Genomic DNA, 24566 nt, shown 5'->3' with positions numbered 1-24566 from the left:
TCATACCGCGACCTCCTCGGTCGCACCGGCATGCCACAGCGCCAGCTGCTCGCGACCAGCGAGGGCGTCGAGCGCCAAGCAGGCGGCGACGCCCAGCAGGACGTCCTCACGCAGCTCGGGCTCGTCAGCGACCAGTGGGACACAGATGTTGCGGATGGCCAGCTGCTCGTGCACCGCGTCGGCCTCGATGTGCTCGTCGTAGTAGACGGCGACGGCGTCCGGCAGGCCGAGCCGTCGCGCCCCGGTGGAGATGCGACGACAGGGCATCGAGCTCGTCGACTCGAAGGCGGCGAGGTGCCCCATGGCAGCACCGCGCCAGCGACGGTGCAGGCCGAAGATCGACATCGTCGTGTTCACCGCAAGGGTGCTCGCCCGGGCCCCGTCGAGGTAGGCGCCGTAGGACGGGTCCAGGCCGCAGGCCCGTAGTGCCTGCGCAAAGAGCAGCGAGTGCAACCCGGCGGGGCGCCCCGCGCCGAACTCGTCGTACTGCAGCTCGGCGAGGGCCACCTTGGCCGGCCCGTCGAGACGCGGCACGACGAAGGCGTGGGGGTCCGACTCCTTGAGGTGGTAGATGCTGCGCTGGCGCAGGAAGTCCAGGAACTGCTCCGTGTCGGCCCGGCGAGCGAGGAAGTCGGCGACGGACGGGCCGTCGTCCTGCGCGAGCAGCGTGCCGATCTGACGGGCCAGGTCGTCGTCGGGGTCCACGAGGGCCAGCCGGTCACGGACCAGCTCGCGCAGCGCGGCCAGGTGCACCTGCTCGAGGTCGCGGCGCAGACCGATCACCTGCGGATCCCACTCGAGCTCGGGGTCGACCCCCTGCAGGCCGCGGTGGTGCAGCTCGAGCAGCAGCCACAGCGACAGCTGGGCATCCTCGTCCTGCAGCACGTCATCACCCGTGCTCACGAGCGGCGCGCTTGAGGGTCCGTCGCCGCGCAGCATCCTCAGGACGCGCTCGCTCACCGGCCCTCGGGGCTCAGGCAGAGGGGCACTCACGCCGTCTCCTCACCGAGGCTGTGCGCGACGGACTCCTCGACATCGCCCTCCTCGGGCGAGATCTCGGCCTCGACGACACTCTGGTCCTCCTGCTGGGCCTCGTCACCGGGCGGGATGCCCTCTCCCTGCTGGAAGCTCCTGTCCTCGTCACTCTCGCGCAGGTTGCTCGTCTCCGAGACCTGCCCCTCTTCAGTGGACCCGTCCGTCCGGTCGCGCATGACCCACTCCTCTCGATCGGGTGCTCCTCCTACCCGCGCCGCCCGCCGGCAATCCCGGACGAGCAGACTATGACCATGTCCCGCGCACCCGTTCCCAGAGCCGTCCTCGTCACCGGCGCCTCGCGCGGCATCGGCCGCGCCGTGGCGCACGCCTTCGCGCAGCAGGGTGATCGCGTCGCGGTCCACGTGCGCTCCGCGGTGGACGAAGGGAGGGAGACGCTCGCCTCGCTCCCGGGCACCGGCCACGTCCTCGTCGTGGCGGACCTCGGCGAGGCTGAGCAGGCTGCGGGGCTGCCCGCGGCCGCCGAGGAGGCCTTGGGCGAGCCCGTGCGCGTCCTCGTCAACAACGCTGGCATCGCCACCGGAGCCGATCTCGCGCACCCGCCCGCGACGACGGACACCCTGACGTGGCAACGGCACTGGGAGACCTATCTGCGGGTCAACACCCTCGGCACCGCGCTCGTCACGCACGCGATGACCCGTCGCCTCGTCGAGCTCGGGCTGCCCGGCCGGGTCATCAGCATCGGCACCCGTGGGGTGCACAAGGGGGAGCCGGAGTTCCCCGCCTATGCCGCATCCAAGGCGGCGCTGCACGCTATGGACGCCTCGCTCGCGGTGGCGCTGGCCCCGCACGACATCGCCGTGGCGACCGTGGCTCCCGGCTTCATCGAGACCGAGCGGGTCGCCGATCGGCTCAACTCCCCTGCGGGCGACGAGATCCGGGCGGGCTCCCCCTTCGGCCGGGTCGGTCGTCCCGAGGAGGTGGCCTCCGCGGTGCTGTGGCTCGCCTCCCCCGAGGCGGTCTGGGCGTCCGGCGCGACCCTCGACCTCAACGGCGCCTCCCACCTGCGGCCATGAAGCGCTATGTCGCGCTCCTGCGCGGGATCGCTCCGGCGCAACCCAACAACAGCAATGTGCAGCTGCGCGGAGTGCTAGAAGGGCTCGGCCACGAGCGGGTCGAGTCGGTCCTCGCGAGTGGCAACATCCTCTTCCGCAGCGAGCAGACCGATGTGCCGCAGCTCGAGCAGACGATCCAAGAGGCGCTGGTCGCCGACCTCGGCATCGGTGGCGGCACGATCATCCGTGAGCTGGGTGAGCTGCGGGACCTGCTGGACCGGGACCCCTTCGACGGGTTGGTGCACGGCCGCGGGACCTATCTCATCGCGACCTTCCTCAAGGACGGCGTCGCCCCTGCGACGCAGATCCCTGATGACGATCCCCTCGTGCGGGTCGTCGGCTTCGACGAGGGAGCACGCGCCTTCCTCGCGGTCATCGACAACAGCACACCGGGCGCGACCCCGGACTTCATGCGCTGGCTCGAGCGCGCCCACGGCAAGGACATCACCACCCGCACCTGGCTGACGGTCCAGCGGATCGTGAAGAAGCTCGAGGCTCCCTGAGGGTGGGAGGATCGTCGGCGTGCCGACGCCGCTGACCCAACCCCAGCAGACCCGCCGCCTGCTCGCCTGGCTGGGCTCCGGGCTGCTCGCGGGCGGCATGCCGGTGCACGAGGTCGAGGAGGACGTCCAGGAGGCCGCCACCGCCCTCGGCCACGACAGCATCGAGGTCGCGGCCTCACCGACCGGCCTGTGGGTCACCCTCTCCAGCGGTGAGGCGAGCACCTTCGAGTCCGTCGACGGCGGGGTACGCCTGGACCAGCTCGCCGAGGTCACCGCCGTGCACGCCGCACTCACCGCCGGCACCCTGCCCGCCGCCGAGGCCCTGCAACGCCTGTCGGTCCTGCGCCAGCGCCCACACCGCTACCCCGCCTTCGGTCTGCCGGCCGGGACCTTCCTCGTCGCGACCGGCATCGCTCTCGTGCTCGCGCCGGCGTGGCCCTCGATCCTCTTCGCCGCCGTGATCAGTCAGGTGGTGGCGGGGCTCATGGCCCTCAGCGGTCGCACCCTGCTCGTCGGTCCGCTGCTGCCCTTCCTCGCTGCCTTCGCCTCATCGCTCGCGGCCTTCGCGCTCGCGGAACAGGGACTCATCGACGCCCCGCTGTGGACCCTCGTGCCACCCATCGCGGTCCTTCTGCCGGGGTCGCTCATCGTCACCGGCCTCACCGAGCTGTCGGCGGGGGCGATGATGGCGGGCACCGGCCGGCTGGCCTTCGGCGGGACCCAGATGCTGCTCGCCACCCTCGGTGTGGGCGCGGCCGTGGCCGTGCTCGGGGTACCGATCACGCTCATCGACGGCGAACGTCCGGCCTCGCTCGGGTGGTGGGCGCCGCTCATCGGCTTGCTCCTCATCGCAATCGGGATATCGCTCTTGGAGTCGGTCTCGCCCTCGCTCGTCCCGGCGCTGCTCGTGACGGTCCTGACCACCTTCCTCGCGCAGTCGCTCGGGCACCTCACCGGGCAGGGCCCGTGGCTCGGCGCCTTCCTCGGTGCCTGCGCGGCCAGCCTCACCGCGACACTGGTCGAGTTCGTCCGACCCCAGGTCCCGCGCATGGTGGCCTTCCTGCCGAGCTTCTGGCTGCTCGTGCCCGGGTCACTCGGACTTGTCTCCGTGGCGCAGATCGAGTCCTCGCCCACTGCCGGCGTCCTCGCCGCCGTCGAGGTCCTCGTCATCGTTGCCTCGATCGCCCTCGGCGTGCTCGTCGGGGCCGGTCTGGCCAACCCGCTCCGCTCCATCGCGACCCGGTTGAGCCCGACCCGCCGCGCGTTCGTACTGCAGCTCGCGCGCCGTCCGGTCCGCAGACCGCGACAATCAGGGGGGACCGCCCCGCCGCCCGGCTGAACTGCAGTACTTGTGATCCCCACCGCTCGACCCGACCGCAGGGAGACCCGTGACCACCACGCTGATGACCGACCGCCTCACCCTGCGCGCCTACCGCGACGACGACGCGGAGGCGCTCTTCGACCTGCACTCCCGCGAGGAGGTCCAACGGTGGATCGGCGACGGCCTCGTCGGCACCCTCCTGCTCAAGCCGATCCCGATCAGTGGGTCAGCCCTCGCGGCGGACCCCGGCACCGCCGACCTCGAGCACGCCATCGCCAGCCCCGACGTCGAGATCGGCTGGCACCTGCACCCCGACGTGTGGGGTCGGGGCGTCGCCACCGAGGCTGCGCGCCGTGTCCTCGACCACGCCAGCGACCACGGCCTGGAGCACGTCGTCGCCGTCACCCACCCGGACAACCTCCCGTCGCAGCGGGTGGCCCTGCGCCTGGGCATGGTCGACCGCGGGAGCACCGAGCGGTACTACGACACGACGACCCGGCTCTTCGACCTCGACCTGTCGGCGTAGTCCACACCTGCCCGGCGACAGGCCGTGCGCTGGGCACCACGATGGCCGCCGGGCTGTCGTCGGGGAGACTGGGCGAGTGCCCCTCTTCGACCTCGCGACCATCGGTGAGGGACTCCCCTTCGCCGAGGCCCTGCCGCAGCTGCGCGAGGCGATCACCGCGCGTGGGGTCGCCGTCGTCCAGGCGCCGCCCGGGTCGGGCAAGACGACGCTCGCGCCGCCCCTCCTCGCCACCCAGGTCACCGGACGGGTCGTCGTCACCGGTCCACGACGGGTGACCGTGCGCTCGGCCGCCCGCCGCCTCGCCCACCTCACGGGCACGCCGCTCGGTGAGCTCGTCGGGTACACCGTCCGCGGGGAGCGGCACGTGCAGCGCGGCACGCGGATCGAGTTCGTCACCCCCGGCGTGCTCGTTCGGCGCCTGCTCTCCGACCCGGAGCTGACCGGCACCGCCGCGGTCGTCCTCGACGAGATCCACGAGCGAGCCCTCGACACGGACCTGCTGCTGGGCATGCTCGCCGAGGTGCGTCAGCTGCGCGACCTGCCGCTCATCGCCATGTCGGCCACCCTCGACGCCCCCGGCATCGCCAGAGTGCTCGATGACGCCCCGGTCGTCGACAGCGAGGGTGCGCTCCACCCGCTCGCGATCACCTGGGAGCCGGCGACGCTGCCGCGGACCGACGCGCGAGGTGTCACGCGTGAGTTCCTCGACCACGTCGCACGGACCGCGGCCCGCCACCATGACAGTGGCGGCGACACCCTCGTCTTCGTCCCCGGCGCCCGGGAGGTCGACCGGGTCGTCGAGCAGCTGCGGGGGCTCGCACCCGCCGCCGAGGTCCTCCCTCTCCACGGGCGACTGGCGCCACGCGACCAGGATCGGGCGACCGGGGAACGCCGGGGTGATTCGTCACGAATCATCGTCTCCACCGACCTCGCCGAGTCCTCGCTCACCGTGCCCGGCGTGCGGCTGGTCATCGACGCGGCGCTCTCGCGTGAGCCCCGCCGCGACGCCGCCCGCGACATGTCAGGCCTCGTCACCGTCCAAGCGTCCCGGGCATCGATGACCCAGCGTGCCGGACGCGCCGCCCGCCTGGGTCCGGGCCGAGCGGTGCGACTCATCGAGGAGTCCGTCTGGTCGCGGGCGCCCGAGCACGTCACGCCCCAGATCACGACCGCCGACCTCACCGAGACCGCGCTGACCCTCGCCGCCTGGGGGTCTCCACGAGGCGATGGCCTGCCACTGCTCACCCCGCCTCCGCTCGCTGCGATCACCGCTGCCGAGGCCGGACTGCGCGGACTCGGGCTGGTCCACGACTCCGGCCGGATCACCACCGCTGGCGAGGCTGCCGCCCGCGTGCCCGCCGACCCGCGGCTGGCCCGGGCCCTGCTGGACGGCGCCCCGCTCGTCGGGGCCACGGCTGCTGCAGAGGTCGTCGCGGCCCTCGCCGATGACGTGCGCAGCGAGGACGGTGACCTCACCCGGCTGGTCGCGGACCTGCGCTCCGGGCGGGCCCGCGAGTCCGCCCGCTGGCGCCGGGAGGTGGACCGCCTGACCCGCCTCGTCGACCCGCAACTGCCCAGGCAGGTTCGGGGTGGTGAGGCAGTCGGGCTGGTCGCGGCGCTGGCCCACCCCGGGCGCATCGCCCGGCGTGTCGGCGACGGACCGACCTATCTGCTCGCCTCCGGCACCCGCGCCGCCCTGCCGGCGGGCAGCCCCGTGCGCCACCACGAGTGGATCGTCGTCGCCGATGTCGCCCGAGCGGACGGTCGGGTCGCTGCCGGGACCGGCGCCGTCATCCGGCTGGCCGCCGGGCTCGCCCGCGACGAGGCCGAGACCGCGGGCGCCGGGCTGCGGGTCCGGGAGGTCCGTGCCGACCTGGGCGAAGGGAGGGTCACCGCCCGTCAGGTCGACGCGATCGGTGCCATCGAGCTGAGCTCGACACCGGTGCGAGCGGATGCGTCAACGGGCGCCGAGGCCGTGCGGCGAGCGCTGGAGAGCCAGGGACCCGGGTTGCTCAGCTGGTCCCCCGCGGCCGATGCCCTGCGTCGGCGCCTGGCCGTCCTGCACCACCACCTCGGCGACCCGTGGCCCGATGTCTCCGACGAGTCATTGGCCGCGCGCCTCGACGCGTGGCTCGGTCCGGAGCTGCAACGCATCGCCACGGGGACGCCGATCGGACGGATCGACCTGGGCGACCCCCTTCGTCGCCTGCTGCCGTGGCCGGAGGCGACCCGGCTCGACGAGCTGGCCCCGGAGCGACTGCCCGTCCCCAGCGGGTCACGCATCACGATCACCTGGCCGCCGCACGACGAGCCCTCTGCCGCACCGGTGCTCGCGGTCAAGCTGCAGGAGTGCTTCGGCCTGGCCGCGACTCCTCGGCTCGTCGACGGCCGCGTCCCCGTCCTGTTTCACCTGCTCTCCCCCGCGCGGCGGCCACTCGCCGTGACGGATGACCTGGCGTCCTTCTGGTCGGGCCCGTACACGCAGGTCCGCGCCGAGATGCGGGGACGCTACCCACGCCACCCGTGGCCCGAGGATCCGTGGAGCGCTCCCGCGACCGCGCGGACCAAGCGCCGCTCCTGACGCTCAGCGCCGGTCGGTGATCCGCAGGTAGTACCCGTCGGGATCGTGCACGCGGAAGTCGGTCAGCCCCCACTCACGGTCCTGCAGGTCCTCGGCGAGCTCGATGCCCGCCGCCACGACTCGGTCGCGCTCGGCCGGCACGTCGTCGACCGCGAGGACGATCTCGGTCCCGATCGGCACCGCCCGCTGGGCTGACGGCTGGGCCGGTGCCTGCACCATGCCGATGCGCACGTCGTCCCTGACGATCGAGGCATACGGCGGGTCCTCCTTGCGCCCGACGACGTCGAAGCCCAGTGCCGCGTAGAACTCCAGCGAGGCCTCGATGTCGGCCGGGAAGATCTCGATCCGCAGTGTCGCTCCCATGCCCACGACACTCCCACCCCTGCGGGAGTCAGTCCAGCAAAGTCCGCAGCACCCGGCGGTACCCGGGGGCGGCCACGCGTGCGGCGAGGCGTTCCACCCACGACAGGGGCGAAGGGAGCCACGGCAGCTCCACGTCCTGGCGCCAGGTGATCTGCGCCCCGCCCCCTCTGGAGGGGGCGACGGTGACCTCGATCCGACCACCGACGAGGGAGCCGGTCTTCTCCACGAGCGCACGCCCCTCACCCGGCGTCGGCGGATCCCAGGCCCGGACCTGCATCGTGTCGTCGAAGCCGAGCGGGCCGATCGCCGTGCGGCCGACGAAGTCGACACCCTCGGCGAGCGCGACGGCCGGGGCGACCAGCGCGACCGTCGTCAGCGGGATGACCGCCGTGTGCCGGTCGAGGTCCCACAACCGCGCCCATGCGTCCCGGGGCTCCAGGTGGGTCTCGACCTGCACGACGAACTCGCTCACGCGACCACGGTACGCAGCACCTCGGGCGCCCGACGCACCACGACCCGCTGTCCCCAACCGAGAGTGAGTCGGTCCTCCTCCATGCCGTCGCCGAAGACGACCAGCCCCTCCGACTCGACGGCGATGGCGAACTCCTCTCCCCCGGCCATCGATCCGGCGACGAGGTCGGCCCCGGTGCTCGGCGACGGCCAGGGCTCGCGGACGAACCACGTCAGCCGAGGCGAGGTCGGCTCGGGCAGCGAGAGGTCCGGCGCCTGGATGCGCTGCAGCGAGGCGCACCAACCCGTCGCCCCCGTACCGGTCCCGACGATCACGCCCGACGAGGACTGCCGCTCGCCCCGACCACCGACCTGCAGCGAGTAGCGCGCCGACTGGTGCCCCACCTGCCCGAGGAAGACCTCGTTGAGCGCGAGCAGGCGCTGCCCGTCGTCGGCAACGGCCTCGACCATCGTGCGCTCGAGGGTGCGGACCGCCCCCTTCGCCACGGCCGGCAGCAGTCCCGCCACGGCCGCAGCGGAGTGGGTCACGAGGACACCCGCGTTGACCCCGGCCCGCGGGTCGACACCGATGACGGGCTGACCGTCGAGGTACTTCGCGAGGTTGGCGACCAGGCCGTCCGGACCGACGGCGACGACGATGTCGCCCGGCTCGAAGACGAAGCGGGCCAGCTCGGCCCGCTCCACCGACGCCCGGCGCCAGTCGGCCGGGATGGCCGCGCCCACCGTGGCGAGCGCGGTCTCGAGCGCCTCGTGACCGGCGTCGACCTCGGCGAGCGCCCGTCCCCGGGTCTCGAGGACGAAGCCGACCTGGCCGCGCGTGCCGTGCCGGGCGAGCAGCTCTGCGTACTCGCTCGCCCGGTGGGCGACCACGACCCGTGGGGCGGCCATCGCTCAGACCTCCTGCGTCTCGGCCGGAGCCTGGCCGACGGCCAGGCGACCCAGCACGCTGCTCACGACATCGGGCGTCAGGACCAGCTGGTCGATGTCGGGCAGGTTGCCCGCCAGCTCGCGCAGCGCCAAGGCCATGATCACCTGCGGCGAGACCTCCGACTGGGCAGTCAGACGGGCCCGCTCGGCCTCCGCCTCCGCGGCACCCATGGCCTCGGTCGCCTCTGCGCTGGCCCGGGCGAGCGAGACGGTGCGCTCTCCTTCGGCCGTCACGGTGACCCGGTCTGCGGCGGCGCTGTCCTGCGCCTCGCGCACCCGGTTGGCACCGCGCTGGGCGATGAGCTCCTCCTCGCGGCGGGCCAGGTCGATCTGGTTGGTCAGCTCGTTCTCCCCGATCGCGGCCTCGCGCTCGACGGCGACGGCCCGGCGCTCGAAGGTCGCCTTGTCCGCCTCCTGCTGGATCTGCTCCCGCGAGGGCAGCTGCAGAGCCCGCTCCACGTCCGGGTCGGCGCGCAGCACGTCGAAGCGGACAGCGACGACGGCGATGCCGAGGTCGGCCAGCCGCGGGTCGGCGGTGAGCCGCTGGATGACCCGTCCCGCCAGGTCCGCCGGGTCGCTCATGAGGATCTGCGCCAGGGGCCGGCCGGTCAGCCCGGCGGTGATCGCGTCGGCGGCCGCTCCGTGGACGGTGGCACCGATGACGTCGAGGGGACGGCCGAGCCAGGCGCCATCCTTCGCGTCGATGCCGAAGTCCACGCGGGCTGCGGCGGTCGCCGGCTGGGCGATGCGGTAGGTGACGACGCCCGGCACGTTGACCTCCTGCAGGTCGCTCGCGCGCACCTTGACCAGGACGGCCTGCTCGCGGTCGTCGACGGGCACCTCGCTGAGCACGGCGGGCAGCCGGCGGAACCAGAAGGACGAGCCGACCCCCTCGTGCTTGAGGGTGCCGTGCGCGAGGTGCTGGACATAGCTCGTGGCCGGGGTCCGCAGGTGGGTGATGAAGGGATAGCTGGTGATGGTTGCCATGACGCCTCCTTGGGTTGTTTGCGTCATGTTGACGATAACTCCGTCGAGACTTAAACGTCAACTTGACGATAAGGAGGGTTAGGCTGTTCCCATGTCCGCACCACCCGTGTCCGTCACCGTCGACCTGGCGATCCTCACGGTCCGCTCCGGCGAACTCTGCGTCCTCCTCGTCCGAAGGGGTGTTCCCCCCTTCGTCGGTGAGTGGGCCCTGCCAGGTGGCTACGTCCTGCCTGACGAGGACCTGCGCGCTGCGGCCGACCGGGAGCTGCGCGAGGAGACCGGGCTGACCGACATCCACCTCGAGCAGCTGGCGACCTACGGCGCGCCCGATCGCGACCCGCGCGGGCGGACGGTGACGGTCGCACATCTCGCGCTGACCCCGGATGCACCGACGCCGGCGGCCGGCACGGACGCGGCCGAGGCGCGGTGGTGGCCGGTGGCTGCGGCCCTGGGGACGGGGTTGGCCTTCGACCACGACGAGATCCTGCGGGACGGGGTCGAGCGGGCCCGGGCCAAGCTCGAGTACAGCTCGCTGGGAGCGGCCTTCTGCCCGCCGGAGTTCACCGTGAGCCAGCTGCGCGAGGTCTACGAGGCGGTGTGGGGCGAGCGGCTGGACCCTCGTAACTTCCACCGCAAGGTGACCAAGACGCCTGGCTTCCTCGAGGAGACCGGGTCGAGCTCGAGCGCCGAGCCGGGGCGGCCGGCCAAGCTCTACCGGCGCGGGCCGACCGAGCAGCTCACCCCGCCGATCACGCGCTGAGCAGGCCTGTGCTGCTGCGACGCCGAGATGGTTGTGTGTTGAACCGGTAGTTCTGAGAGCCGACGTCCTCATATGGGCATCCCCGGCACGCAGGGCCACCACTTCAACGCACAACCATCCGGGGCAGGCGGGCCTGGAAGGCCGTCAGTCGAGCAGGCCCCGCAGGTACGCGGCTTGGCCGATGTGCTGGGTGTCGTCGTTGACGACGCTCACCAGCCGCACGCCGAGGGTGACGGGCGGGTCCCACGAGGTGTCGACGACGCGGTCGAGGTGCTCTGCGGTCAGCCCCCCGACCCACGCAAGGGTCTGCTTGTGGACCGCCTCGACATAGCGGGCGAGCAGGTCGGCAGTGGCCCGGACCTTGCCCACCTGCGCGGAGGTGTGCCCGTAGCCGGTGTCGTCCTCGTCGATGTCGAGGTCGAAGAACTCGATGAACCCTCGTGCGGCCCAGACCTGCTGGAGTCCTGCGGCATCTGCCAGGTGCTCGTCCTGCACGCGGTAGGCGTGCCAGACCAGCCAAGCGATGGAGTTGGCGTCCGGGGCGATCCGGTGCGCGAGCTGCTCCTCGCTCAGCCCGTCGATGGCGGCGAGCGCGCCCTCGCGCACCCGCTCGAAGGAGTCGATGAGCAGCTGTGACGGAGTCATCAGATCGCGCAGCCGTCAGGGCCGCACGCGTCCGCGTCCTGCGCGCCGTCGACGACCTGGATCGCGGGCGCCTGCTCGGCCAGTGCCTTGTCGAGGACCTCGCGGAAGACCTCCGGCGGCTGGGCCCCGGAGACGGCGTACTTCATGTCCACGACGACGAAGGGGACACCCGTCACCCCGATCTGCCGGGCCATGTCGATGTCGGACGCGACCGCGGCCTTGTACCGGCCGTCTGCGAGGGCCGCGCGGATCTCCCCTTCGTCCAGGCCGGCGTCGATGCCCACCCGCACCAGCTGGTCGACGTCACCGATGTCCATGCCGTGCTCGAAGTGGCCGGACAGCAGAGCTTCCTTGACCGCGTCCGCCAGGCCGCGCTCCTTGGCGAGGTGGAGCAGCTCGTGCGCCCGGGCGGAGTTGGCGACGACCAAGGAGTCGAAGTCGTAGGCGAGGCCTTCGCCAGCAGCCTGCTCGGTGACGTGACCAAACATCTGGCGCACCTGCTCCTGCGGCATCCCCTTGCGGGTCGCGAGGTACTCGATCTCGGTGCCGTCGTAGTGCTCCGGCAGCGTCGGGTCGAGCTGGTAGCTGTGCCAGGTGACCTCGATCGCATCGCGGTGCGGGTGGTCGGCCAGCGCGGTTTCGAGGCGGCGCTTGCCGATGTAGCACCACGGGCAGGCGATGTCGGACCAGATGTCGATCTTCATACCGGGGCCAACGCGCGAGCCCTCCGGGATCATCCCGGGTGGACCACCAGCGTCTCCCGGGAGCGCAGCCACGGGATGATCGCGAGCGCGGAGATCAGCCCGCTGAGGGCGAAGGCCCACTCCCAGCCCGCCTGGTCCGCGACGAACCCGACGAGGACGGGGCCACCGATGCCGCCGGCGTCCTGACACATCTGGAAGGCCGCGAGCACCTTGCCGCCGGAGCGGCCGTTGCCCACGACATCGGCGACGGTCGCCTGCTGGGACGGGTTGAGCAGGCCGGAGCCCACCCCGAGGACCGCCGTCAGCACAAGGATCGTCACCAGGCCGCCAGCCAGCCCCATGGTCCCCATCGAGACGGCACTGAGGGCCAGGCCGATGATGATCGGGCGGCGGCGACCGACGGTGTCGGCCAGCCGCCCGGAGTACTGGAGGGTCAGAGCGGTCGTCGCGGCACCCACGGCGAGCGCGACGCCCGCGGCCCAGGTCTCCCCCACGATCGCGACGGCGAAGAGCGGCAGAATCGCCACCCGCACCCCGAAGTTGGTCCACCCGTTGGCAAAGGCGGAGACCATCGCCGAGCGGTAGGCGCTGTCCTGCAGGGCCTCCTTGACGGTCATCGGCGGCAGCGCACCGTCGACCGGGATGTGGCGAAGGGGGGTCCCCCGCAGCATCAGACCGACCAGTCCCGCCGCGATGAGCAGGGCGACGCCGTAGACGACGAAGGGGACGCGCATCCCGAGCTCGCCGAGCGCACCACCGATGACCGGGCCGATGACGCCACCGATGAGGAAGGCACTGCCGTACATCGAGGACACGCGGCCGCGGATCAGCGGTGGGGCCAGTCGCACGAGCAGGGCCATGGCCGAGACGGTGAACATCGTCGATCCGATGCCGCCGAGGGAGCGGAAGATCAGCAGCTGCCAGTAACTCTGGGCGAAGGCCGAGGCGCCTGTCGACAGCGCGACGATGACCAGGCCGATGAGGTAGACCGGACGCTCACCCAGACGGGTGACGAGCGAGCCTCCCGCGGGGGCGAAGAGCAGGCGGAAGAAGGCGAAGGCCGAGACGATGACCGACGCGGCGGTCACGCCGACGTCGAAGCTCTGCGCGAACTGCGGCAGGACCGGGGAGATCAGCCCGAACCCGATCGCGATGACGAAGGCCGCCGCGACGAGGACCTTGATCTCGGTCGGGATCGGTGGCCGCTCCTGCTTCGGGATGGCCGGGGTACTCACCCGCCGTACTGTGCCACCCCGGTCCGACGACCGCCCGCGAGGGCCCGACCGAGGCCCCACGTCGCGAGATAGGACAGGACCAGCCCGCCCGTCATGATCGCGCCGAACTGCAGGAGGAAGGGGTTGCCCAAGGGGTCAGCGAGCCGATAGGCGATGACCTCGAGCAGCCCCTGCGGGTTGGTGAGGATGTCCCAGGAGTTGAAGCGCGGGAAGCGCCCCAGGTAGATCCCGATCGAGGACAGGGCCAACGAGCCGATCGCGAGCACCCAGCCGGCGACCTGGCCCACGCGCGCCTCCACGACGTGGTGCACGAGGAGGAGGGAGGCCAGCCCGAGCAGCAACCCGGTCCCGGCGAAGGACCCGATGAGCAGCGCGTCGAACCAGCGCGGTGCACCGGGGATCGCGCCCAGGTGGATGAAGTCGGTGAGGATGTACGGCGCGTTGGGCAGGAAGGCCAGCCACACGACGCCGAGCGCCCCGAGCACCCAGCCCGACGCCCGCGCCCGGTGCAGACCGGTCATGACCAGCGCCAGCGCGTACGGGACCCACGCCAGGAAGAGGTTCCAGAAGAGGAAGGCGAAGACCGGTGCACCAGCACGCTCGGCCCGCACGTCCTGCAGCCCCGCCGCGACCAGCGTGCCGGCCACGAGGAGCAGGGTGAGCCCCGTCAGCCAACGCCCGGGGTGGGAGATCTGTGCCATCCGAGCGACAGTAGGCCTCCCACCTTGGGAGACGCTGGACATCTCCCCCACGCTCCCTGAGGCGGCTGGCCACTGGACGCGAGCGGGGAGACGAAGGGGGAGCGGCCGCCTGTCGCACCCCGGTGGCAGGGTGGACTCATGACGGACCTCAAGGAGCACCTGCACGGGTACCTCAAGGCGCAGCGGGCGGCGCTGCTGCTCAAGCTCGACGGGCTGAGCGAGCGGGAGGCGCGGCTGCCGAGGACACCGACCGGGACCAACCTGCTGGGTCTGGTCAAGCATGCGGCGGCGTGCGAGCTGGGGTACTTCGGCGAGACCTTCGACCGGCCGAGCGACCTCGTCCTGCCGTGGGCGGTCGAGGGCGTGGACCCCGATGACAACGAGGACATGTTCGCCACCGAGACCGAGTCGATGGCCGACGTGCTCGCCTGGAGCCGGGCCTGCTTCGACCACGCCGACGCAACGATCGAGGCGCTGCCGCTGGACGCACCCGGGACGGTCGCGTGGTGGCCGACGGAGCGCAACCGCGTCACGCTGGGCCAGATCATCATCCACATGGCCCTCGACGAGGCTCGTCACGCCGGGCACGCCGACATCCTGCGCGAGCAGCTCGACGGTCGGGTCGGGCTGCGGTCCGAGGGCAACAACCTCCCGGAGTGGGGTCAGGAGCGCTGGGCCGAGCATCTCGCGCGTCTCACCCGCATCGCCGAGGCGCGCTAGGGCTGCTCGGGCCGCTCGTGCGGCAGGACGACGACCGGGCAGGTCGCGCGCGCGACGCAGTACTGACTGACCGAGCCGAGCACCATCCCGACGAAGCCGCCGTGGCCCCGGGTGCCGATGACGAGCGCCTGGGCGTCGTGCGATGCCTCGACGAGCACCTTTGACGGGTGTCCGTGCTCGATGTGCGCCATGACGCTCGCGCCATCACCCAGGGCCTCGTCCACGGCCCTGGTGAGCATCTGTCGAGCATCCTCGGCGATCTTGTCGGAATCGGTGAGCGCCCCCATGGCGTAGATGCCGCCGTAGCTGGCCGGTGGCGCATAGGCGGTCACCACGCGCACAGGCGCATCGACCAACTCTGCGTAGCGGTGGGCCCAGCGCAGCGCGCGAACCGAGTCGGGGGAGCCGTCCACTCCGACGACGACGGGTTGGTTGCCCATGACGATCACTCCATCGGTCTCGTCGACGACGGCTGGCCACCGTCATCTACTACAGAGTGTAGCGAATGGCCGCCCGTGGGAAGGTGGTCCGATGGACCTCTCGGCAGCCGTGGACGAGCTCTACGCGGCGCCCCTGCCGGACTTCGTCGCGACCCGCACCCGCCTCGTCACGCAGGCGAAGGGGGAGGACCCCGCCCTCGCCGCCGAGATCAAGGCTCTGCGCAAGCCGACCGTGGCCGCGTGGCTGCTCAACCGCGTGGCCCGCGACGAGCCGCGGGCCATCGCCGACCTCAACCGGCTCGGCGCCCGCATGCGCGCCGCCCAGTCACAGGGCGACATGGCCGCACTGGCCGAGGCCAGGCCTGAGCGTCGGACCATCATCGATGCCCTCATCGCCGCAGCCGGCCGCTGTGCCGAAGCACAGGGCACCAAGTACGGCCCGGCCACGCAGGACGACGTCGACGCGACGGCGGTCGCCGCCCTGGCCGACGAGCAGAGCGGGCGCGCCCTCGCGTCCGGCAGCCTCCTGCGGCCGTTGTCGTACGCGGGCTTCGGCGAGGTCGAGCTCGACGACGCCGTGGCGACCCCCCTTCGGCTGGTGCCGCCCCTGCCCGAGGACCCGCCGAGCGATCCCGATGACGACAGCGGCGTGGCCGATGACGACAGCGCAGTCGCCGACGAGGCCGAGGTTGCCCGCCAGCAGGAACTGGAGGAGGCCCGCGACGAGCTGCGCGAGGCGCAGCACGACCTGAAGGACGCCAGACGTGCCGAGTCGCAGGCACGCGCCGAGCTCGTGGCCGCTCGCGACCTCGTCAACACCCATGAGGCGCGTGTGACGGATGTGACCCGGCTCATCGCGCGCCTGGAGACACGCCCGAAGGCCTAGACCTCCCTCAGATCCTGATCAGGGCGCGGGATCATAACGCTCATGAGCACGGCGCGCATGACTTCATCCCGTACTGCCCCGACCGATCTGCCGACCTGGGCCATCCAGGCGCAGGACCTCGAGGCGATGCTCGCGACCGACGACGACACGGTGGACACCGCTGTCATCCCTCGTCTGGCCTACCGCGATGCCGTCGAGGAGGCCGCGGTCCCGGGCCAGAGCCAGATCACTGCCGTCGAGATGCCCGCGGACGACGTCCAGCACGTCGTCACCCCGGTCGGTCACAACCTGCGCAGCCGACACGCGACCCCCGAGTCCGTCGCCGCGATCCGCCGCAACCTCGTCGCGATGGCCTGCGTCCTCGTCTCGGTCGTCGTCATCGGTGCGGCCGCCACCTGGCTCGCCGGGTGGATCGCCCTCGGCATCTACGCCCTCGTGGTCGTCAGCGCTGCCGTGGCCATCCGTCGGTCCAATGCCCGCTACACCGCGCGGCACAGCCGCTACACCCCGCGTCACGCCTGACGCCACTCCTACCCCGGCAGGACGCAGAGGGGGATCCCACCGAGTCGGTGGGATCCCCCTCTGCGTCGTTCGTGGTGACGCCCTAGGCCAGCAGCGCAGCCAGCGTCCCTCCGAGCTCGGTGGCCGCGTCGAGCGCGTCGTCGTCGACATCCCCGACGACCTCGAGGACGTCGGCGGACTGCTTCCAGTCCAGCGCCTGGACGATCGACGTCACGGCGCGCACGGCTCCGGTGACGTCGTAGCGCCCGTGCACCCACAGGCCGTACGGCCGCTTGGCGGTGCCGCCTTCCCCTGAGCCGTCACCGGCACCACCGGAGTCATCGAGCGCACCGCCGACCTGGAGGAAGGTCGAGTCGAAGAAGTGCTTGAGCGCGCCCGACATGTACCCGAAGTTGGCGGGTGTCCCGAGCAGATATCCGTCAGCGGCGAGGACGTCGTCGGCGGTGGCCTCGAGTGCCGGGACGACCTGCACCTCCACCCCGTCGATGTCGGGATGACGCGCGCCCTCGAGCGCCGCGTCGAGCAGCGCGCGGGTGGATCGTGTCGGGCTGTGGTGGACGACGAGGAGACGTGCCATGTCCCCCATCCTGCCCTCAGAGTCGAGCGATGACCACGACGAGGACGGTGCTGAGTGACGCCAGCACCACGAGGGTGTCGGACAGGCGCCATGGTGCGCCCTCGGCCCAGGTCCGCCGCCCGTCGGAGGCGAAGCCGCGTGCGTCCATCGCCACGGCCAGCGTGGCCGCCGACCCGAGCGAGCGCAGCAGCATGCCAAAGGTGGAGGCCCACAGGTGCGCGACCACCGAGCGTGGCTGCCGCCAGGAGACCCCTTGGCCGCGCAGGTGCCGGGCCCAGCCGACCTCGGACCACGCGGCGCCGAAGGACTGCACCCGCTGCAGCGCGGCCCCGAGGGCCACGACCGGCCGCGCGGGCAGTCGCAGTCGCTGACCGAGGTGGTCGGCGAGGTCGTCGGGGTCGATGAAGGCGAGCGTGATCGCCGAGGGCACGACGATGACGAGCAGACGCAGCGCAGCCGACAGCGCGGTCTCGACATCGTGCGCCCCGAGGAGCCAGGTCGACCAGCCGACGCTCAGGCCGCCGACGACTCCCGGGAGCAGGCGGATGGCCAGACCCCGCCAGCGCCCGGCCAGGGTCCAGCCGCCGCTGCCCGGGCGGTTGGCGAGGCCGACCACCGCACCGACCGCGAGCAGGGCCAGGACCACGAGGGAGACCCGCCAGCCGGGCGAGAGCACAGCGGCGACCATCGGGATCGTTGCCGCGGCCACGAGGGAGAGCGGGCCGCAGGCCGACAGCACAGCGGGCGGGGTGGCCCGCTCGGGCTGCGGTGGCGGCGTCCGCACGTGCCGCACCTCGTCGACGAGCCGCACGAGGTCGGGGTCGTGGGTGGCCGTGACCACGGCACCGCCGCGGGCCCGGTGCGAGAGCAGGAGGCCGGTCACGGCAGCCCAGGTCCCACGGTCCTGCCCGACGGTCGGCTCGTCGGCCAGGACGGCGCTGGGTCCATGAGCGAGAGCGGCGGCCACGGCAAGTCGGCGCTGCTCCCCGCCGGAGAGCGTCTGTGGATCGGCACGCTCCAGGTGGGCCAGGCCGAGCACCTCGAGGAGGTGACGGGCCTCCCCTTCGTCGGCCGTTCCGAGGGTGCGCCCGGTGAGGAGCACCTCGTCCAGGACGGTGCGCGACAGCAGCGCGCTGGAGCTCCACTGCGGCACCCAGCCCAGGAGCGGAGCCACGTCGGTCGCCGGCAGCTCGGCGACCTCCCGGCCATCGCTGGTCACCACCCGCCCGGACGAAGGGGGGATGAGTCCGGCGATCGTGGCCAGCCAGGTGCTCTTGCCCCCACCGCTCGGTCCGACGAGCGCGGTCGCCCGGCCCGCGGCCACCTCGAGCGGGGCGTCGGTGACGAGCGCGGTCGAGACCTCGCTGCTGCCGTCCAGGTGGTTGCGGCGGCGCTCGACGCGCACCGGCTCGCAGGTGAGCAGGCCGACGCCGGGTTCGGCAGGGCGGGCGAGTGCCCCGAGGTCGATGGCGAGGGGCTCGGGCGCGGCGACTCCCGGCACCCAGATGCCGTCTGCGGCGAGCTCGTCGCCGTGGTCCGCGAGCACCTGGACGGGCGTCCCGTCGTAACTGATCCGGCCATCGCGGCCGAGCACGACGATCCGGTCGGCGTGCTCGAGCCACGGCTCGATGCGGTGCTCGACGACGACGGTCGTGAGTCCGGCTGCGCCGTGGACGACGGCATCGCGGACCGTGGCCGCGCTCGCCTCGTCGAGCATCGCGGTCGGCTCGTCGAGCAGCAGCAGGTCGGGTCGCAGCGCGAGCGCACCCGCGAGCGCCAGCCGCTGGGTCTGGCCACCGGACAGCGCGCCTGTCGGGGTGTCGCCGTCGAGGTGGTCCAGGCCGACCGCGGTCAGGGCAGCCTCGACATGCGCCGGCATGGTGTCCGCGGGCAACCCGATGTTTTCCAGGCCGAAGGCCACATCGCGCCCCACCGTCGCCGCGACCGTCCCCGAGCCGGGCTCCTGCAGGACGAGCCCGACCGCCCCGGGTCGGGTCCCGGGAGCGCTGCCGTCGACCGTCACCTCACCCGTGAGGTCGCCGGAGTCGACGGTGAGCAGCAGACCGGCCAGTGCCCTCAGGAGGGTGGACTTGCCGGACCCGCTGGGGCCGACGAGCAGGATCCGCTGCCCCGCGGGGAGGGTGAGGTCGATGTCGCGCAGGACCGGCTCCCTTCGCCCGGCAGGTCGCCAGGTGAGACCGCGGACGACGACATCGCCCCCCGTCGGCGGTGACGGTGGACGCGCGGACGGATCGCCCGCGCGTCCACCTCCAGCCAGGGAGGTGGGGAGCTCGGAGGCGGTCAGACCGCTCTCCGCTCGAGGACCTCCTGGCCCGGGGGGAAGGGGTTGAGCGCGCCGGCCTGCGCCAGCGCGCGAGTGAGCAGCCAGCCGCCGACCCCGGCAATGACGATGCCGGAGATGACCATGAGGGGCAGGTAGGCGAGCTTCCACGCCCAGGTCCAGTCGGCGAAGTAGGCGTAGGCCTCGTAGACCCACTCGAGGGGCGCTGAGAGCGCGCCGGCGAGGACCGCGACGGCCGGGCCGAAGGCCTTGTAGGCGAAGATCGCGAAGGCCAGCTCGGCGCCGATGCCCTGGGCGAGCCCGGAGACGACGGTCGTCACCCCCCATTGGTTGCCGAAGAGCGCCGAGACCGTCGCGGCGATGAGCTCGCAGGCCAGGGCCGCGCCGGGGCGGCGGACGACGAGCCCGCCGACGACACCGGCGATGAACCAGAAGCCGACGAAGAGGCCGAAGAGCGGCTGGAAGGCCAGCCCCAGCGCGGAGATCGGCCCGTTGTAGATCAGGCCGTAGCCCCAGTAGGCGACGCCGAAGGCCACGCCGAGGAAGGCGATGGTCAGCAGGTCGATGGTGCGCCAGCCCATGAGCTGGCCGGTGGCGAGGACAGTCCGGGCGCTCGAGGCGGCCGGCGTCTTGGTGGCGGTCATGCGGTGCTTCTCCTGTGTCGGTATCCCACAGGGAGGGCCTGTCGTCGCGACCCGACGCTGACGTCGTGCCATCGACGATCAGGTCCTGAGACTCGACTCCCTACGCCGGTGCGAGCCGGATCAGGTACGAGGGTCTGCGGTTGCCCGCACTCTCAGCGCTGCTGCGCTCCCCTGTCGTGCCCCTCCAGCATAGCCCCGCCGTCCGCGACTCCGTCCGGGCCGACCCTCCTGTGGCAGGGTTGTGCTCGTACCGGGTGATCGAGTCCGTCGACCACCTCTGCCGCTCGTGAAAGGACTCCCCGTGGGCAACATGGTCTGGAAGGTGCTGGGCACCGGTTCGGCGATCGTCGCCGGCATCGTCGCCAACAAGATCGTCGCCATCGTGTGGTCACGCTTCGGCAGTGGCCAGGACATCGACCCCAACAACCCGGACAACCCCATCGGTGAGGCCATCGCCTTCGCTGCGCTCGCCGGTCTGGCGATGGGTCTGGCCCGCACGATGGCGACGCGTCAGGCGGCCTCGTTCTACAAGAAGTCCTCCGGCCACCTCCCCACCGAGATGCAGGTGGCCCTCAAGGGAGAGCTGGACAAGGTCTCCTGATGCGCGGCATCTCCATCACCGAGCCCGGCGACGCCGACGTCCTGCAGATCACGGACGTCGACGCGCCCACCGCCGGCCCCGGTCAGGTCGTCGTCGACATGGTGGCCGCCGGGGTCAACCGCGCGGACGTCATGCAGCGCCTGGGGCACTACCCACCGCCGAAGGGGGCCTCCCCCCTCCCCGGTCTCGAGGTCGCGGGCACGATCCGCGAGGTTAGTCCCGACGTCGAGGGCTGGTCCGTCGGTGACGAGGTCTGCGCCCTCGTCGACGGCGGCGGCTACGCCGAGCAGGTCCTCGTGCCGGCCGCGCAGCTGCTGCCCGTGCCCAAGGGGGTCTCCCTCGTCGACGCCGCGGGGTTGCCCGAGGTGGCGTGCACGGTGTGGTCCAACGTCTTCATGACCGCCAACCTGCAGCCGGGCGAGACCTTCCTCGTCCACGGCGGCTCGTCGGGCATCGGCACGATGGCCACGCAGCTCGCCACGGCCGCAGGTGCGCGGGTCGCCGTGACCGCTGGGTCGCAGGCCAAGCTCGATGTCTGCCGCGACCTCGGTGCGCAGGTGCTCATCAACTACCGCGAGCAGGACTTCGTCGAGGAGATCAAGGCGGCGACCGACGGTCGTGGTGCCAACGTCATCCTCGACCTCATGGGCGCGAAGTACCTGCCCCGCAATGTCGACGCACTCGCCACCGCGGGCCGCCTCGTCGTCATCGGCCTCATGGGTGGCCGCACGGGTGAGCTCGACCTCGGCACAATGCTCAGCAAGCGGGCCGCGGTCATCGCCACCTCGCTGCGGGCCCGCCCCGCTGCGGAAAAGGCGGCGATCGTCGCGGCCGTGCGCGAGCACGTGTGGCCGCTCATCGAGGACGGCGCCGTCCGGCCGATCATCCAGGGCACCCACCCGCTGGACCGGGCCGCCGACGCCCACCGCGAGCTCGAGGCGAGCGGTCACATCGGCAAGATCCTGCTCACTGCCTGACACTCCCGGGTGGCGGTGAGGCGGCCGTCCTCGAGGTGCCAGTGGGCTGCGGCGACCTCGGCGACCTCGGGGTCGTGCGTCGCGAGCAGGACGATGCCGCCGCGGCGGGCGATGTCCTGCAGCAGTGCGACGACCCGCTCACGGGTGTCGTGGTCGAGCTCCGAGGTCGGCTCGTCGGCGAGGAGCAGCAGGCTCCCCGACTCGAGGCGAAGGGAGGACAGCGCGAGTCCCCGGGCCACGGCCACGCGCTGGCGCTGGCCTCCGGAGAGCTCTTCGGCGAGGTGGCCGGCATGCTCGTCCAGCCCCACCGACGCCAGCGTGCGATCGGCCAGTGCGGTCGCCTCAGCGCCGGACATCCCGGCAGCCACCAGCGGGATCGCGATGTTGTCGCGCGCCGTGAGCACCTCGGCCAGCGCGCTGCCCTGCGGGATCAGCACCGCACCGGCGTCGCGTGACGAGACCTCGCCACCGATCGCCATGTCCCCCAACGCGATCGATCCGCTGGACCGACCGTCGTCGAGCAGTCCGCCGATGGCCCACAGCAATGAGGTCTTGCCCGCACCCGAGTGTCCCGTGACCGCGGTGATCTCCCCGGGCTCGGCGCTGGCCGCGACACCGTCGACGGCCACGACGTCGCCGTACCGCACGCTCACGTCGTCCAGCACGAGCTGGTCGGTCATCCGCTGCGTCATGCGTCCTCCTCCTCGGCGATCAGCTGCCAGGTGCCCTCGTCCGTGCGGTGGACCCGCACGAGCGTCCCGGGTGGGAAGGCCTCCACCGCAGGCGCAGGCAGCGGCAGCGACCCGTCGGCTGCTACGACGGAGTACTCCTCACCGCTGCGCCCTTCGCCCCCGACGCGCCCGTCGCGGATCGTGACGGTCCGGGGGAAGGCGCGCGCCACGTCCGGGTCGTGCGTGACGACGACGACCGTCGTCCCCAGCGTGCGACCGACCTCGGCCAAGGCATCGAGGACGACATCCCGGGAGTCGTGGTCGAGCTGGCTCGTCGGCTCGTCCCCGAGGAGCAGTCCCGGCCCGCTGGCCAGTGCCACCGCGAGTGCGGCGAGCTGGAGCTGGCCGGGCGTGAGCGAGTCAAGGGGCGCCTCGGCGACCTCGCCCAACCGCAGCAGGTCGAGCAGGTCCTCGACGGGTGGGACGGCCCGGCCGGCGCGGCGGGCAGGCCGCTGGGCGAACTCGATGTTGCCTCGCGCCGTGAGCCACGGCAGGTGGTTGCGCGCGGCGCCCTGCAGGACGATCCCCACCTCGCCGGCGCGGAAGGCGTCGATCTGCGCCTCCGACATCGCGGACAGCTCGTGCTGGCCGACGTGGATCCGCCCGGCGCTCGGCCGCAGCAGCCCGCCGAAGAGCGCCAGGAGCGTCGATTTTCCGGCCCCGCTCGGGCCGAGCAGCGCGATGCGCTCGCCCGCCGCGACGGTCAGGTCGACGCCCGAGAGGGCTGCGACGTCGTGGCCCTCCGCGCGGTAGATGTGCACCAGTCCGTGGGTGCGCACGGGCAGCCCGCTCACGCCGGCTCCCCCTTCGCCGCAGACAGCCGGACCCGTCGCAGGACCGCCACGGAGAGCAACCACGCGATGACGAGCAGGACGAGCGTGACGGCCACCGCGGCTGCGGCCACGGCCGGCCACGCGGGGGTGAGGTCGGACACGGGGACCGGGGCCGGCGAGGTGAAGAGCGGCAGCGCGGGCAGCGCGATCCATGACCCGACGAGGGCGCACGCGGCGCCGAGCAGCACGCCGACGGCGACGCTCGTCAGGTGCTCGGTGCGCAGGGCGCGCGCGATGGCCCTCCGGCTCACGCCGCTGATGCGCAGGGCGGCGAGGTCGCGCACCGCGGCTCGCCATCCCGTGATCGCCAGGATCAGCAGGACCAGGCCCGCGAGGACCACGGCGAGGGCGCCACCGAGCAGCGCGAGCTGCAGGCCCCAGCCGGAGGCGGAGTCGTCGTAGACCCGGTCTGCCTCGGCGGTCGTGCGCACCGAACGCACGGCCACGCCGTCGTCCTCGAGGATCCGCTGCACCTCGGCCAGCGCCTGGGGAGAGGCATCGGCGAGCCACAGCTGGCGGTCTGTCCGCGCGATGTCGAGGTCACCGGTCACCCGCGCGAGAGCGGGAAGGGAGAGCAGCACGCCCCGGTCCGTCGTGCCGGGCAGTGCCCTCACGTGCTGGTCGACCCGGACCTCGGTCTGGCCGCCCCCGATGTCGAGGACCTGGACGACCGCGCCCTGCTCCGCCACACCGCCGGAGACGACGGCCGGCATCGGGCGCGGCACGTCGGCCACGAAGGCGGAGACGTCGGCGCCGTCGGCGGCGGCGACGTCGAGCTGCAGGGCATCGCCCCGGGTCGTGACCTCCAGGCCGGTGCTGTCCGTGGACCGGCGCGGCGCCCACACGCCGTCAGCGGTCACCGGCAACGCGCTCCCGTCGACGGCGAGGTCGGTCACGGTGACGCTCCCCTTGACCTCCGACCCGGCGAAGCCAGAGGTGCCCACGCGCAGGCCGGCGAGCCGGCACCCGTCGGAGCAGAAGAGCGGCGCGTCGACGCGCACCGAGCCGGACGCCCGGGGACCGAGGGTCGCGATCGTGGCGGACCGGCTGTCGCCGTCAGGGGTCGTCATGTCGGCGATGAGCGTGGGTGCCTCGTCCCCGGAGGAGAGGAGGAAGTCCCACGAGACCTGCGCCGTCGCCGACCCCGACGGCAGCACGATGGGCTCCTGCGCGGGCAGCGCGAGCGCGGCCATGTCGAGCCCGCTCACGGTCTGCGGGTGCGCCACCTCGAGCAGCCGCTGCGGGTCGGTCGCCATCGTCACGGCCGCCTCGTCGGAGTGCGGCCGGATCATCGCGACCGGTGCCGCGGCGACGCCGTGCTCCTCGAGCGAGTCCGCCGCGGCGATCAGGTCTGGTGCGGTGCGCGAGTCCACGGACACCACGGCGGGCGCGCCGGTCTCGAGCTCGGCCCGGGCGAGCCGGTTGCGGTCGGCGACGACGACGGCGTTGGCGCCGAAGACCGCGATGGCGCTCGCCACCGTCGTCACCACGAGGACCCGGC

The 24566-nt window shown here is 72.5% G+C and carries 28 protein-coding genes, 1 pseudogene and 1 riboswitch; of the genes and pseudogenes, 11 read left to right on the top strand and 18 right to left on the bottom strand.

Going from position 1 to position 24566, the window contains the following annotated elements; all coding sequences use genetic code 11:
* Together JLI01S_RS12970 and JLI01S_RS12965 are read right to left on the bottom strand one after the other, a co-directional pair.
* On the bottom strand, positions 1-993 hold the full coding sequence (locus JLI01S_RS12970; RefSeq protein ID WP_157074956.1) for an iron-containing redox enzyme family protein: 993 nt from the start codon (positions 991-993) through the stop codon (positions 1-3).
* Entirely contained in the window at positions 990-1211 is a 222-nt protein-coding gene (locus tag JLI01S_RS12965; RefSeq protein ID WP_068265271.1) for a hypothetical protein, read from the bottom strand. Before JLI01S_RS12965 ends, JLI01S_RS12970 begins: the two co-directional genes overlap by 4 nt.
* A gap of 75 nt (positions 1212-1286) precedes the next feature.
* Here JLI01S_RS12965 and JLI01S_RS12960 point away from each other — a divergent pair, with 75 nt between their 5' ends.
* The 5 genes from JLI01S_RS12960 to hrpB all read left to right on the top strand — a co-directional run bounded on the left by JLI01S_RS12960 (position 1287) and on the right by hrpB (position 7039).
* Positions 1287-2069, top strand: coding sequence for an SDR family NAD(P)-dependent oxidoreductase (locus JLI01S_RS12960; RefSeq protein WP_068265306.1), 783 nt, complete (start codon positions 1287-1289; stop codon positions 2067-2069).
* The gene (locus JLI01S_RS12955; RefSeq protein WP_068265269.1) at positions 2066-2611 is read left to right on the top strand and encodes a DUF1697 domain-containing protein; all 546 of its coding nucleotides are present in this window, start codon (positions 2066-2068) and stop codon (positions 2609-2611) included. Before JLI01S_RS12960 ends, JLI01S_RS12955 begins: the two co-directional genes overlap by 4 nt.
* A 19-nt stretch (positions 2612-2630) precedes the next feature.
* Positions 2631-3950, top strand: coding sequence for a threonine/serine exporter family protein (locus JLI01S_RS12950; RefSeq protein ID WP_068265267.1), 1320 nt, complete (start codon positions 2631-2633; stop codon positions 3948-3950).
* 49 nt (positions 3951-3999) lie between these two features.
* Complete coding sequence (locus JLI01S_RS12945) at positions 4000-4458, top strand: GNAT family N-acetyltransferase (RefSeq protein WP_068265263.1); 459 nt, start codon at positions 4000-4002, stop codon at positions 4456-4458.
* Positions 4459-4534: 76 nt separating this feature from the next.
* On the top strand, positions 4535-7039 hold the full coding sequence (gene hrpB / locus JLI01S_RS12940) for an ATP-dependent helicase HrpB (protein WP_068265261.1): 2505 nt from the start codon (positions 4535-4537) through the stop codon (positions 7037-7039).
* A 3-nt stretch (positions 7040-7042) separates the two neighbouring features.
* Here the strand turns inward: hrpB and JLI01S_RS12935 are convergent, their stop codons facing one another.
* Genes JLI01S_RS12935 through JLI01S_RS12920 form a run of 4 tightly spaced genes read right to left on the bottom strand, consistent with a single transcriptional unit; the run spans position 7043 to position 9787 of the window.
* Complete coding sequence (locus JLI01S_RS12935) at positions 7043-7402, bottom strand: VOC family protein (protein WP_068265260.1); 360 nt, start codon at positions 7400-7402, stop codon at positions 7043-7045.
* Between the two features lie 28 nt (positions 7403-7430).
* Positions 7431-7874, bottom strand: a complete 444-nt coding sequence (locus JLI01S_RS12930; RefSeq protein ID WP_068265259.1) for a hypothetical protein — start codon at positions 7872-7874, stop codon at positions 7431-7433.
* Complete coding sequence (locus JLI01S_RS12925; RefSeq protein ID WP_068265257.1) at positions 7871-8761, bottom strand: diacylglycerol kinase catalytic domain-containing protein; 891 nt, start codon at positions 8759-8761, stop codon at positions 7871-7873. The genes JLI01S_RS12930 and JLI01S_RS12925 overlap by 4 nt, the downstream gene beginning before the upstream one ends.
* 3 nt (positions 8762-8764) lie before the next feature.
* The gene (locus JLI01S_RS12920; RefSeq protein WP_068265256.1) at positions 8765-9787 is read right to left on the bottom strand and encodes an SPFH domain-containing protein; all 1023 of its coding nucleotides are present in this window, start codon (positions 9785-9787) and stop codon (positions 8765-8767) included.
* Positions 9788-9878: 91 nt separating this feature from the next.
* Here JLI01S_RS12920 and JLI01S_RS12915 point away from each other — a divergent pair, with 91 nt between their 5' ends.
* On the top strand, positions 9879-10547 hold the full coding sequence (locus JLI01S_RS12915) for an NUDIX hydrolase (RefSeq protein WP_068265254.1): 669 nt from the start codon (positions 9879-9881) through the stop codon (positions 10545-10547).
* Positions 10548-10691: 144 nt separating this feature from the next.
* Here JLI01S_RS12915 and JLI01S_RS12910 read toward each other — a convergent pair whose 3' ends face one another.
* From JLI01S_RS12910 to JLI01S_RS12895, 4 genes are read right to left on the bottom strand one after another with little or no spacing between them, the layout of a single operon-like run.
* Entirely contained in the window at positions 10692-11192 is a 501-nt protein-coding gene (locus JLI01S_RS12910; protein ID WP_068265252.1) for a mycothiol transferase, read from the bottom strand.
* Positions 11192-11896 (bottom strand): DsbA family oxidoreductase, encoded by a 705-nt coding sequence (locus JLI01S_RS12905; RefSeq protein ID WP_068265250.1) that lies wholly within the window; start codon positions 11894-11896, stop codon positions 11192-11194. Before JLI01S_RS12905 ends, JLI01S_RS12910 begins: the two co-directional genes overlap by 1 nt.
* Positions 11897-11925: 29 nt before the next feature.
* Positions 11926-13131: an MFS transporter gene (locus tag JLI01S_RS12900; RefSeq protein ID WP_068265248.1), complete on the bottom strand. Its 1206-nt coding sequence runs from the start codon at positions 13129-13131 to the stop codon at positions 11926-11928.
* Positions 13128-13832 carry a DUF1361 domain-containing protein gene (locus JLI01S_RS12895; protein WP_068265245.1) on the bottom strand — a complete coding sequence of 235 codons (705 nt, stop codon included), beginning with the start codon at positions 13830-13832 and terminating at the stop codon, positions 13128-13130. Before JLI01S_RS12895 ends, JLI01S_RS12900 begins: the two co-directional genes overlap by 4 nt.
* Positions 13833-13970: 138 nt before the next feature.
* Here JLI01S_RS12895 and JLI01S_RS12890 point away from each other — a divergent pair, with 138 nt between their 5' ends.
* The gene (locus tag JLI01S_RS12890) at positions 13971-14552 is read left to right on the top strand and encodes a DinB family protein (protein WP_068265243.1); all 582 of its coding nucleotides are present in this window, start codon (positions 13971-13973) and stop codon (positions 14550-14552) included.
* Here JLI01S_RS12890 and JLI01S_RS12885 read toward each other — a convergent pair.
* Positions 14549-14992, bottom strand: coding sequence for a universal stress protein (locus JLI01S_RS12885; RefSeq protein ID WP_068265304.1), 444 nt, complete (start codon positions 14990-14992; stop codon positions 14549-14551). The two genes, JLI01S_RS12890 and JLI01S_RS12885, sit on opposite strands and share 4 nt — an antisense overlap.
* Before the next feature lie 91 nt (positions 14993-15083).
* Here JLI01S_RS12885 and JLI01S_RS12880 point away from each other — a divergent pair, with 91 nt between their 5' ends.
* Together JLI01S_RS12880 and JLI01S_RS12875 are read left to right on the top strand one after the other, a co-directional pair.
* Complete coding sequence (locus tag JLI01S_RS12880) at positions 15084-15878, top strand: hypothetical protein (protein ID WP_068265241.1); 795 nt, start codon at positions 15084-15086, stop codon at positions 15876-15878.
* A 42-nt stretch (positions 15879-15920) separates the two neighbouring features.
* Positions 15921-16400, top strand: a complete 480-nt coding sequence (locus JLI01S_RS12875) for a hypothetical protein (protein WP_157074955.1) — start codon at positions 15921-15923, stop codon at positions 16398-16400.
* An 82-nt stretch (positions 16401-16482) separates the two neighbouring features.
* On the opposite strand, the gene JLI01S_RS12870 is transcribed toward JLI01S_RS12875, so the two are convergent.
* The 4 genes and pseudogenes from JLI01S_RS12870 to JLI01S_RS12860 all read right to left on the bottom strand — a co-directional run bounded on the left by JLI01S_RS12870 (position 16483) and on the right by JLI01S_RS12860 (position 19923).
* Positions 16483-16977 carry a flavodoxin family protein gene (locus JLI01S_RS12870; protein ID WP_068265237.1) on the bottom strand — a complete coding sequence of 165 codons (495 nt, stop codon included), beginning with the start codon at positions 16975-16977 and terminating at the stop codon, positions 16483-16485.
* A gap of 16 nt (positions 16978-16993) precedes the next feature.
* Positions 16994-18694 (bottom strand): ATP-binding cassette domain-containing protein, encoded by a 1701-nt coding sequence (locus JLI01S_RS12865; RefSeq protein WP_439645575.1) that lies wholly within the window; start codon positions 18692-18694, stop codon positions 16994-16996.
* A pseudogene (locus JLI01S_RS17805) lies at positions 18685-19096 on the bottom strand (ATP-binding cassette domain-containing protein); the annotation flags it as partial. The gene JLI01S_RS12865 and the pseudogene JLI01S_RS17805, both read right to left, overlap by 10 nt.
* A 182-nt stretch (positions 19097-19278) precedes the next feature.
* Positions 19279-19923 carry an ECF transporter S component gene (locus tag JLI01S_RS12860; protein ID WP_068265235.1) on the bottom strand — a complete coding sequence of 215 codons (645 nt, stop codon included), beginning with the start codon at positions 19921-19923 and terminating at the stop codon, positions 19279-19281.
* An 80-nt stretch (positions 19924-20003) separates the two neighbouring features.
* Positions 20004-20106, bottom strand: a riboswitch (TPP riboswitch).
* Positions 20107-20233: 127 nt separating this feature from the next.
* On the opposite strand from JLI01S_RS12860, the gene JLI01S_RS12855 reads away from it, so the two are divergent.
* Positions 20234-20524, top strand: a complete 291-nt coding sequence (locus tag JLI01S_RS12855; protein WP_245634620.1) for a DUF4235 domain-containing protein — start codon at positions 20234-20236, stop codon at positions 20522-20524.
* Positions 20524-21501, top strand: coding sequence for an NAD(P)H-quinone oxidoreductase (locus JLI01S_RS12850; protein ID WP_068265231.1), 978 nt, complete (start codon positions 20524-20526; stop codon positions 21499-21501). Before JLI01S_RS12855 ends, JLI01S_RS12850 begins: the two co-directional genes overlap by 1 nt.
* Here the strand turns inward: JLI01S_RS12850 and JLI01S_RS12845 are convergent.
* The 3 genes from JLI01S_RS12845 to JLI01S_RS17550 all read right to left on the bottom strand — a co-directional run.
* Positions 21471-22193, bottom strand: a complete 723-nt coding sequence (locus JLI01S_RS12845) for an ABC transporter ATP-binding protein (RefSeq protein ID WP_068265229.1) — start codon at positions 22191-22193, stop codon at positions 21471-21473. The two genes, JLI01S_RS12850 and JLI01S_RS12845, sit on opposite strands and share 31 nt — an antisense overlap.
* Positions 22190-23026, bottom strand: coding sequence for an ABC transporter ATP-binding protein (locus JLI01S_RS12840; RefSeq protein ID WP_068265228.1), 837 nt, complete (start codon positions 23024-23026; stop codon positions 22190-22192). The genes JLI01S_RS12845 and JLI01S_RS12840 overlap by 4 nt, the downstream gene beginning before the upstream one ends.
* On the bottom strand, positions 23023-24566 hold a 1544-nt coding region (locus tag JLI01S_RS17550; protein ID WP_245634619.1), incomplete at its 5' end, for an FtsX-like permease family protein. The genes JLI01S_RS17550 and JLI01S_RS12840, both read right to left, overlap by 4 nt.

Origin of the sequence: Janibacter limosus NBRC 16128, assembly GCF_001570985.1 — a bacterium.
Lineage (GTDB): Bacteria > Actinomycetota > Actinomycetes > Actinomycetales > Dermatophilaceae > Janibacter > Janibacter limosus.
Note: the sequence above shows the minus strand (reverse complement) of the source record. Positions and strands in the feature narration are given on the sequence as shown.

What these genes read in the sequence shown, in the direction of transcription:
- JLI01S_RS12965 (WP_068265271.1), bottom strand. Translation starts at nt 1,211, where the DNA reads ATGCGCGACCGGACGGACGGGTCCACTGAAGAGGGGCAGGTCTCGGAG.
- JLI01S_RS12960 (WP_068265306.1), top strand. Translation starts at nt 1,287, where the DNA reads ATGTCCCGCGCACCCGTTCCCAGAGCCGTCCTCGTCACCGGCGCCTCG.
- JLI01S_RS12955 (WP_068265269.1), top strand. Translation starts at nt 2,066, where the DNA reads ATGAAGCGCTATGTCGCGCTCCTGCGCGGGATCGCTCCGGCGCAACCC.
- JLI01S_RS12935 (WP_068265260.1), bottom strand. Translation starts at nt 7,402, where the DNA reads ATGGGAGCGACACTGCGGATCGAGATCTTCCCGGCCGACATCGAGGCC.
- JLI01S_RS12925 (WP_068265257.1), bottom strand. Translation starts at nt 8,761, where the DNA reads ATGGCCGCCCCACGGGTCGTGGTCGCCCACCGGGCGAGCGAGTACGCA.
- JLI01S_RS12920 (WP_068265256.1), bottom strand. Translation starts at nt 9,787, where the DNA reads ATGGCAACCATCACCAGCTATCCCTTCATCACCCACCTGCGGACCCCG.
- JLI01S_RS12915 (WP_068265254.1), top strand. Translation starts at nt 9,879, where the DNA reads ATGTCCGCACCACCCGTGTCCGTCACCGTCGACCTGGCGATCCTCACG.
- JLI01S_RS12910 (WP_068265252.1), bottom strand. Translation starts at nt 11,192, where the DNA reads ATGACTCCGTCACAGCTGCTCATCGACTCCTTCGAGCGGGTGCGCGAG.
- JLI01S_RS12905 (WP_068265250.1), bottom strand. Translation starts at nt 11,896, where the DNA reads ATGAAGATCGACATCTGGTCCGACATCGCCTGCCCGTGGTGCTACATC.
- JLI01S_RS12895 (WP_068265245.1), bottom strand. Translation starts at nt 13,832, where the DNA reads ATGGCACAGATCTCCCACCCCGGGCGTTGGCTGACGGGGCTCACCCTG.
- JLI01S_RS12890 (WP_068265243.1), top strand. Translation starts at nt 13,971, where the DNA reads ATGACGGACCTCAAGGAGCACCTGCACGGGTACCTCAAGGCGCAGCGG.
- JLI01S_RS12885 (WP_068265304.1), bottom strand. Translation starts at nt 14,992, where the DNA reads ATGGGCAACCAACCCGTCGTCGTCGGAGTGGACGGCTCCCCCGACTCG.
- JLI01S_RS12880 (WP_068265241.1), top strand. Translation starts at nt 15,084, where the DNA reads ATGGACCTCTCGGCAGCCGTGGACGAGCTCTACGCGGCGCCCCTGCCG.
- JLI01S_RS12875 (WP_157074955.1), top strand. Translation starts at nt 15,921, where the DNA reads ATGAGCACGGCGCGCATGACTTCATCCCGTACTGCCCCGACCGATCTG.
- JLI01S_RS12870 (WP_068265237.1), bottom strand. Translation starts at nt 16,977, where the DNA reads ATGGCACGTCTCCTCGTCGTCCACCACAGCCCGACACGATCCACCCGC.
- JLI01S_RS12865 (WP_439645575.1), bottom strand. Translation starts at nt 18,694, where the DNA reads ATGCTCGACGAGGCGAGCGCGGCCACGGTCCGCGATGCCGTCGTCCAC.
- JLI01S_RS12860 (WP_068265235.1), bottom strand. Translation starts at nt 19,923, where the DNA reads ATGACCGCCACCAAGACGCCGGCCGCCTCGAGCGCCCGGACTGTCCTC.
- JLI01S_RS12855 (WP_245634620.1), top strand. Translation starts at nt 20,234, where the DNA reads ATGGTCTGGAAGGTGCTGGGCACCGGTTCGGCGATCGTCGCCGGCATC.
- JLI01S_RS12850 (WP_068265231.1), top strand. Translation starts at nt 20,524, where the DNA reads ATGCGCGGCATCTCCATCACCGAGCCCGGCGACGCCGACGTCCTGCAG.
- JLI01S_RS12845 (WP_068265229.1), bottom strand. Translation starts at nt 22,193, where the DNA reads ATGACGCAGCGGATGACCGACCAGCTCGTGCTGGACGACGTGAGCGTG.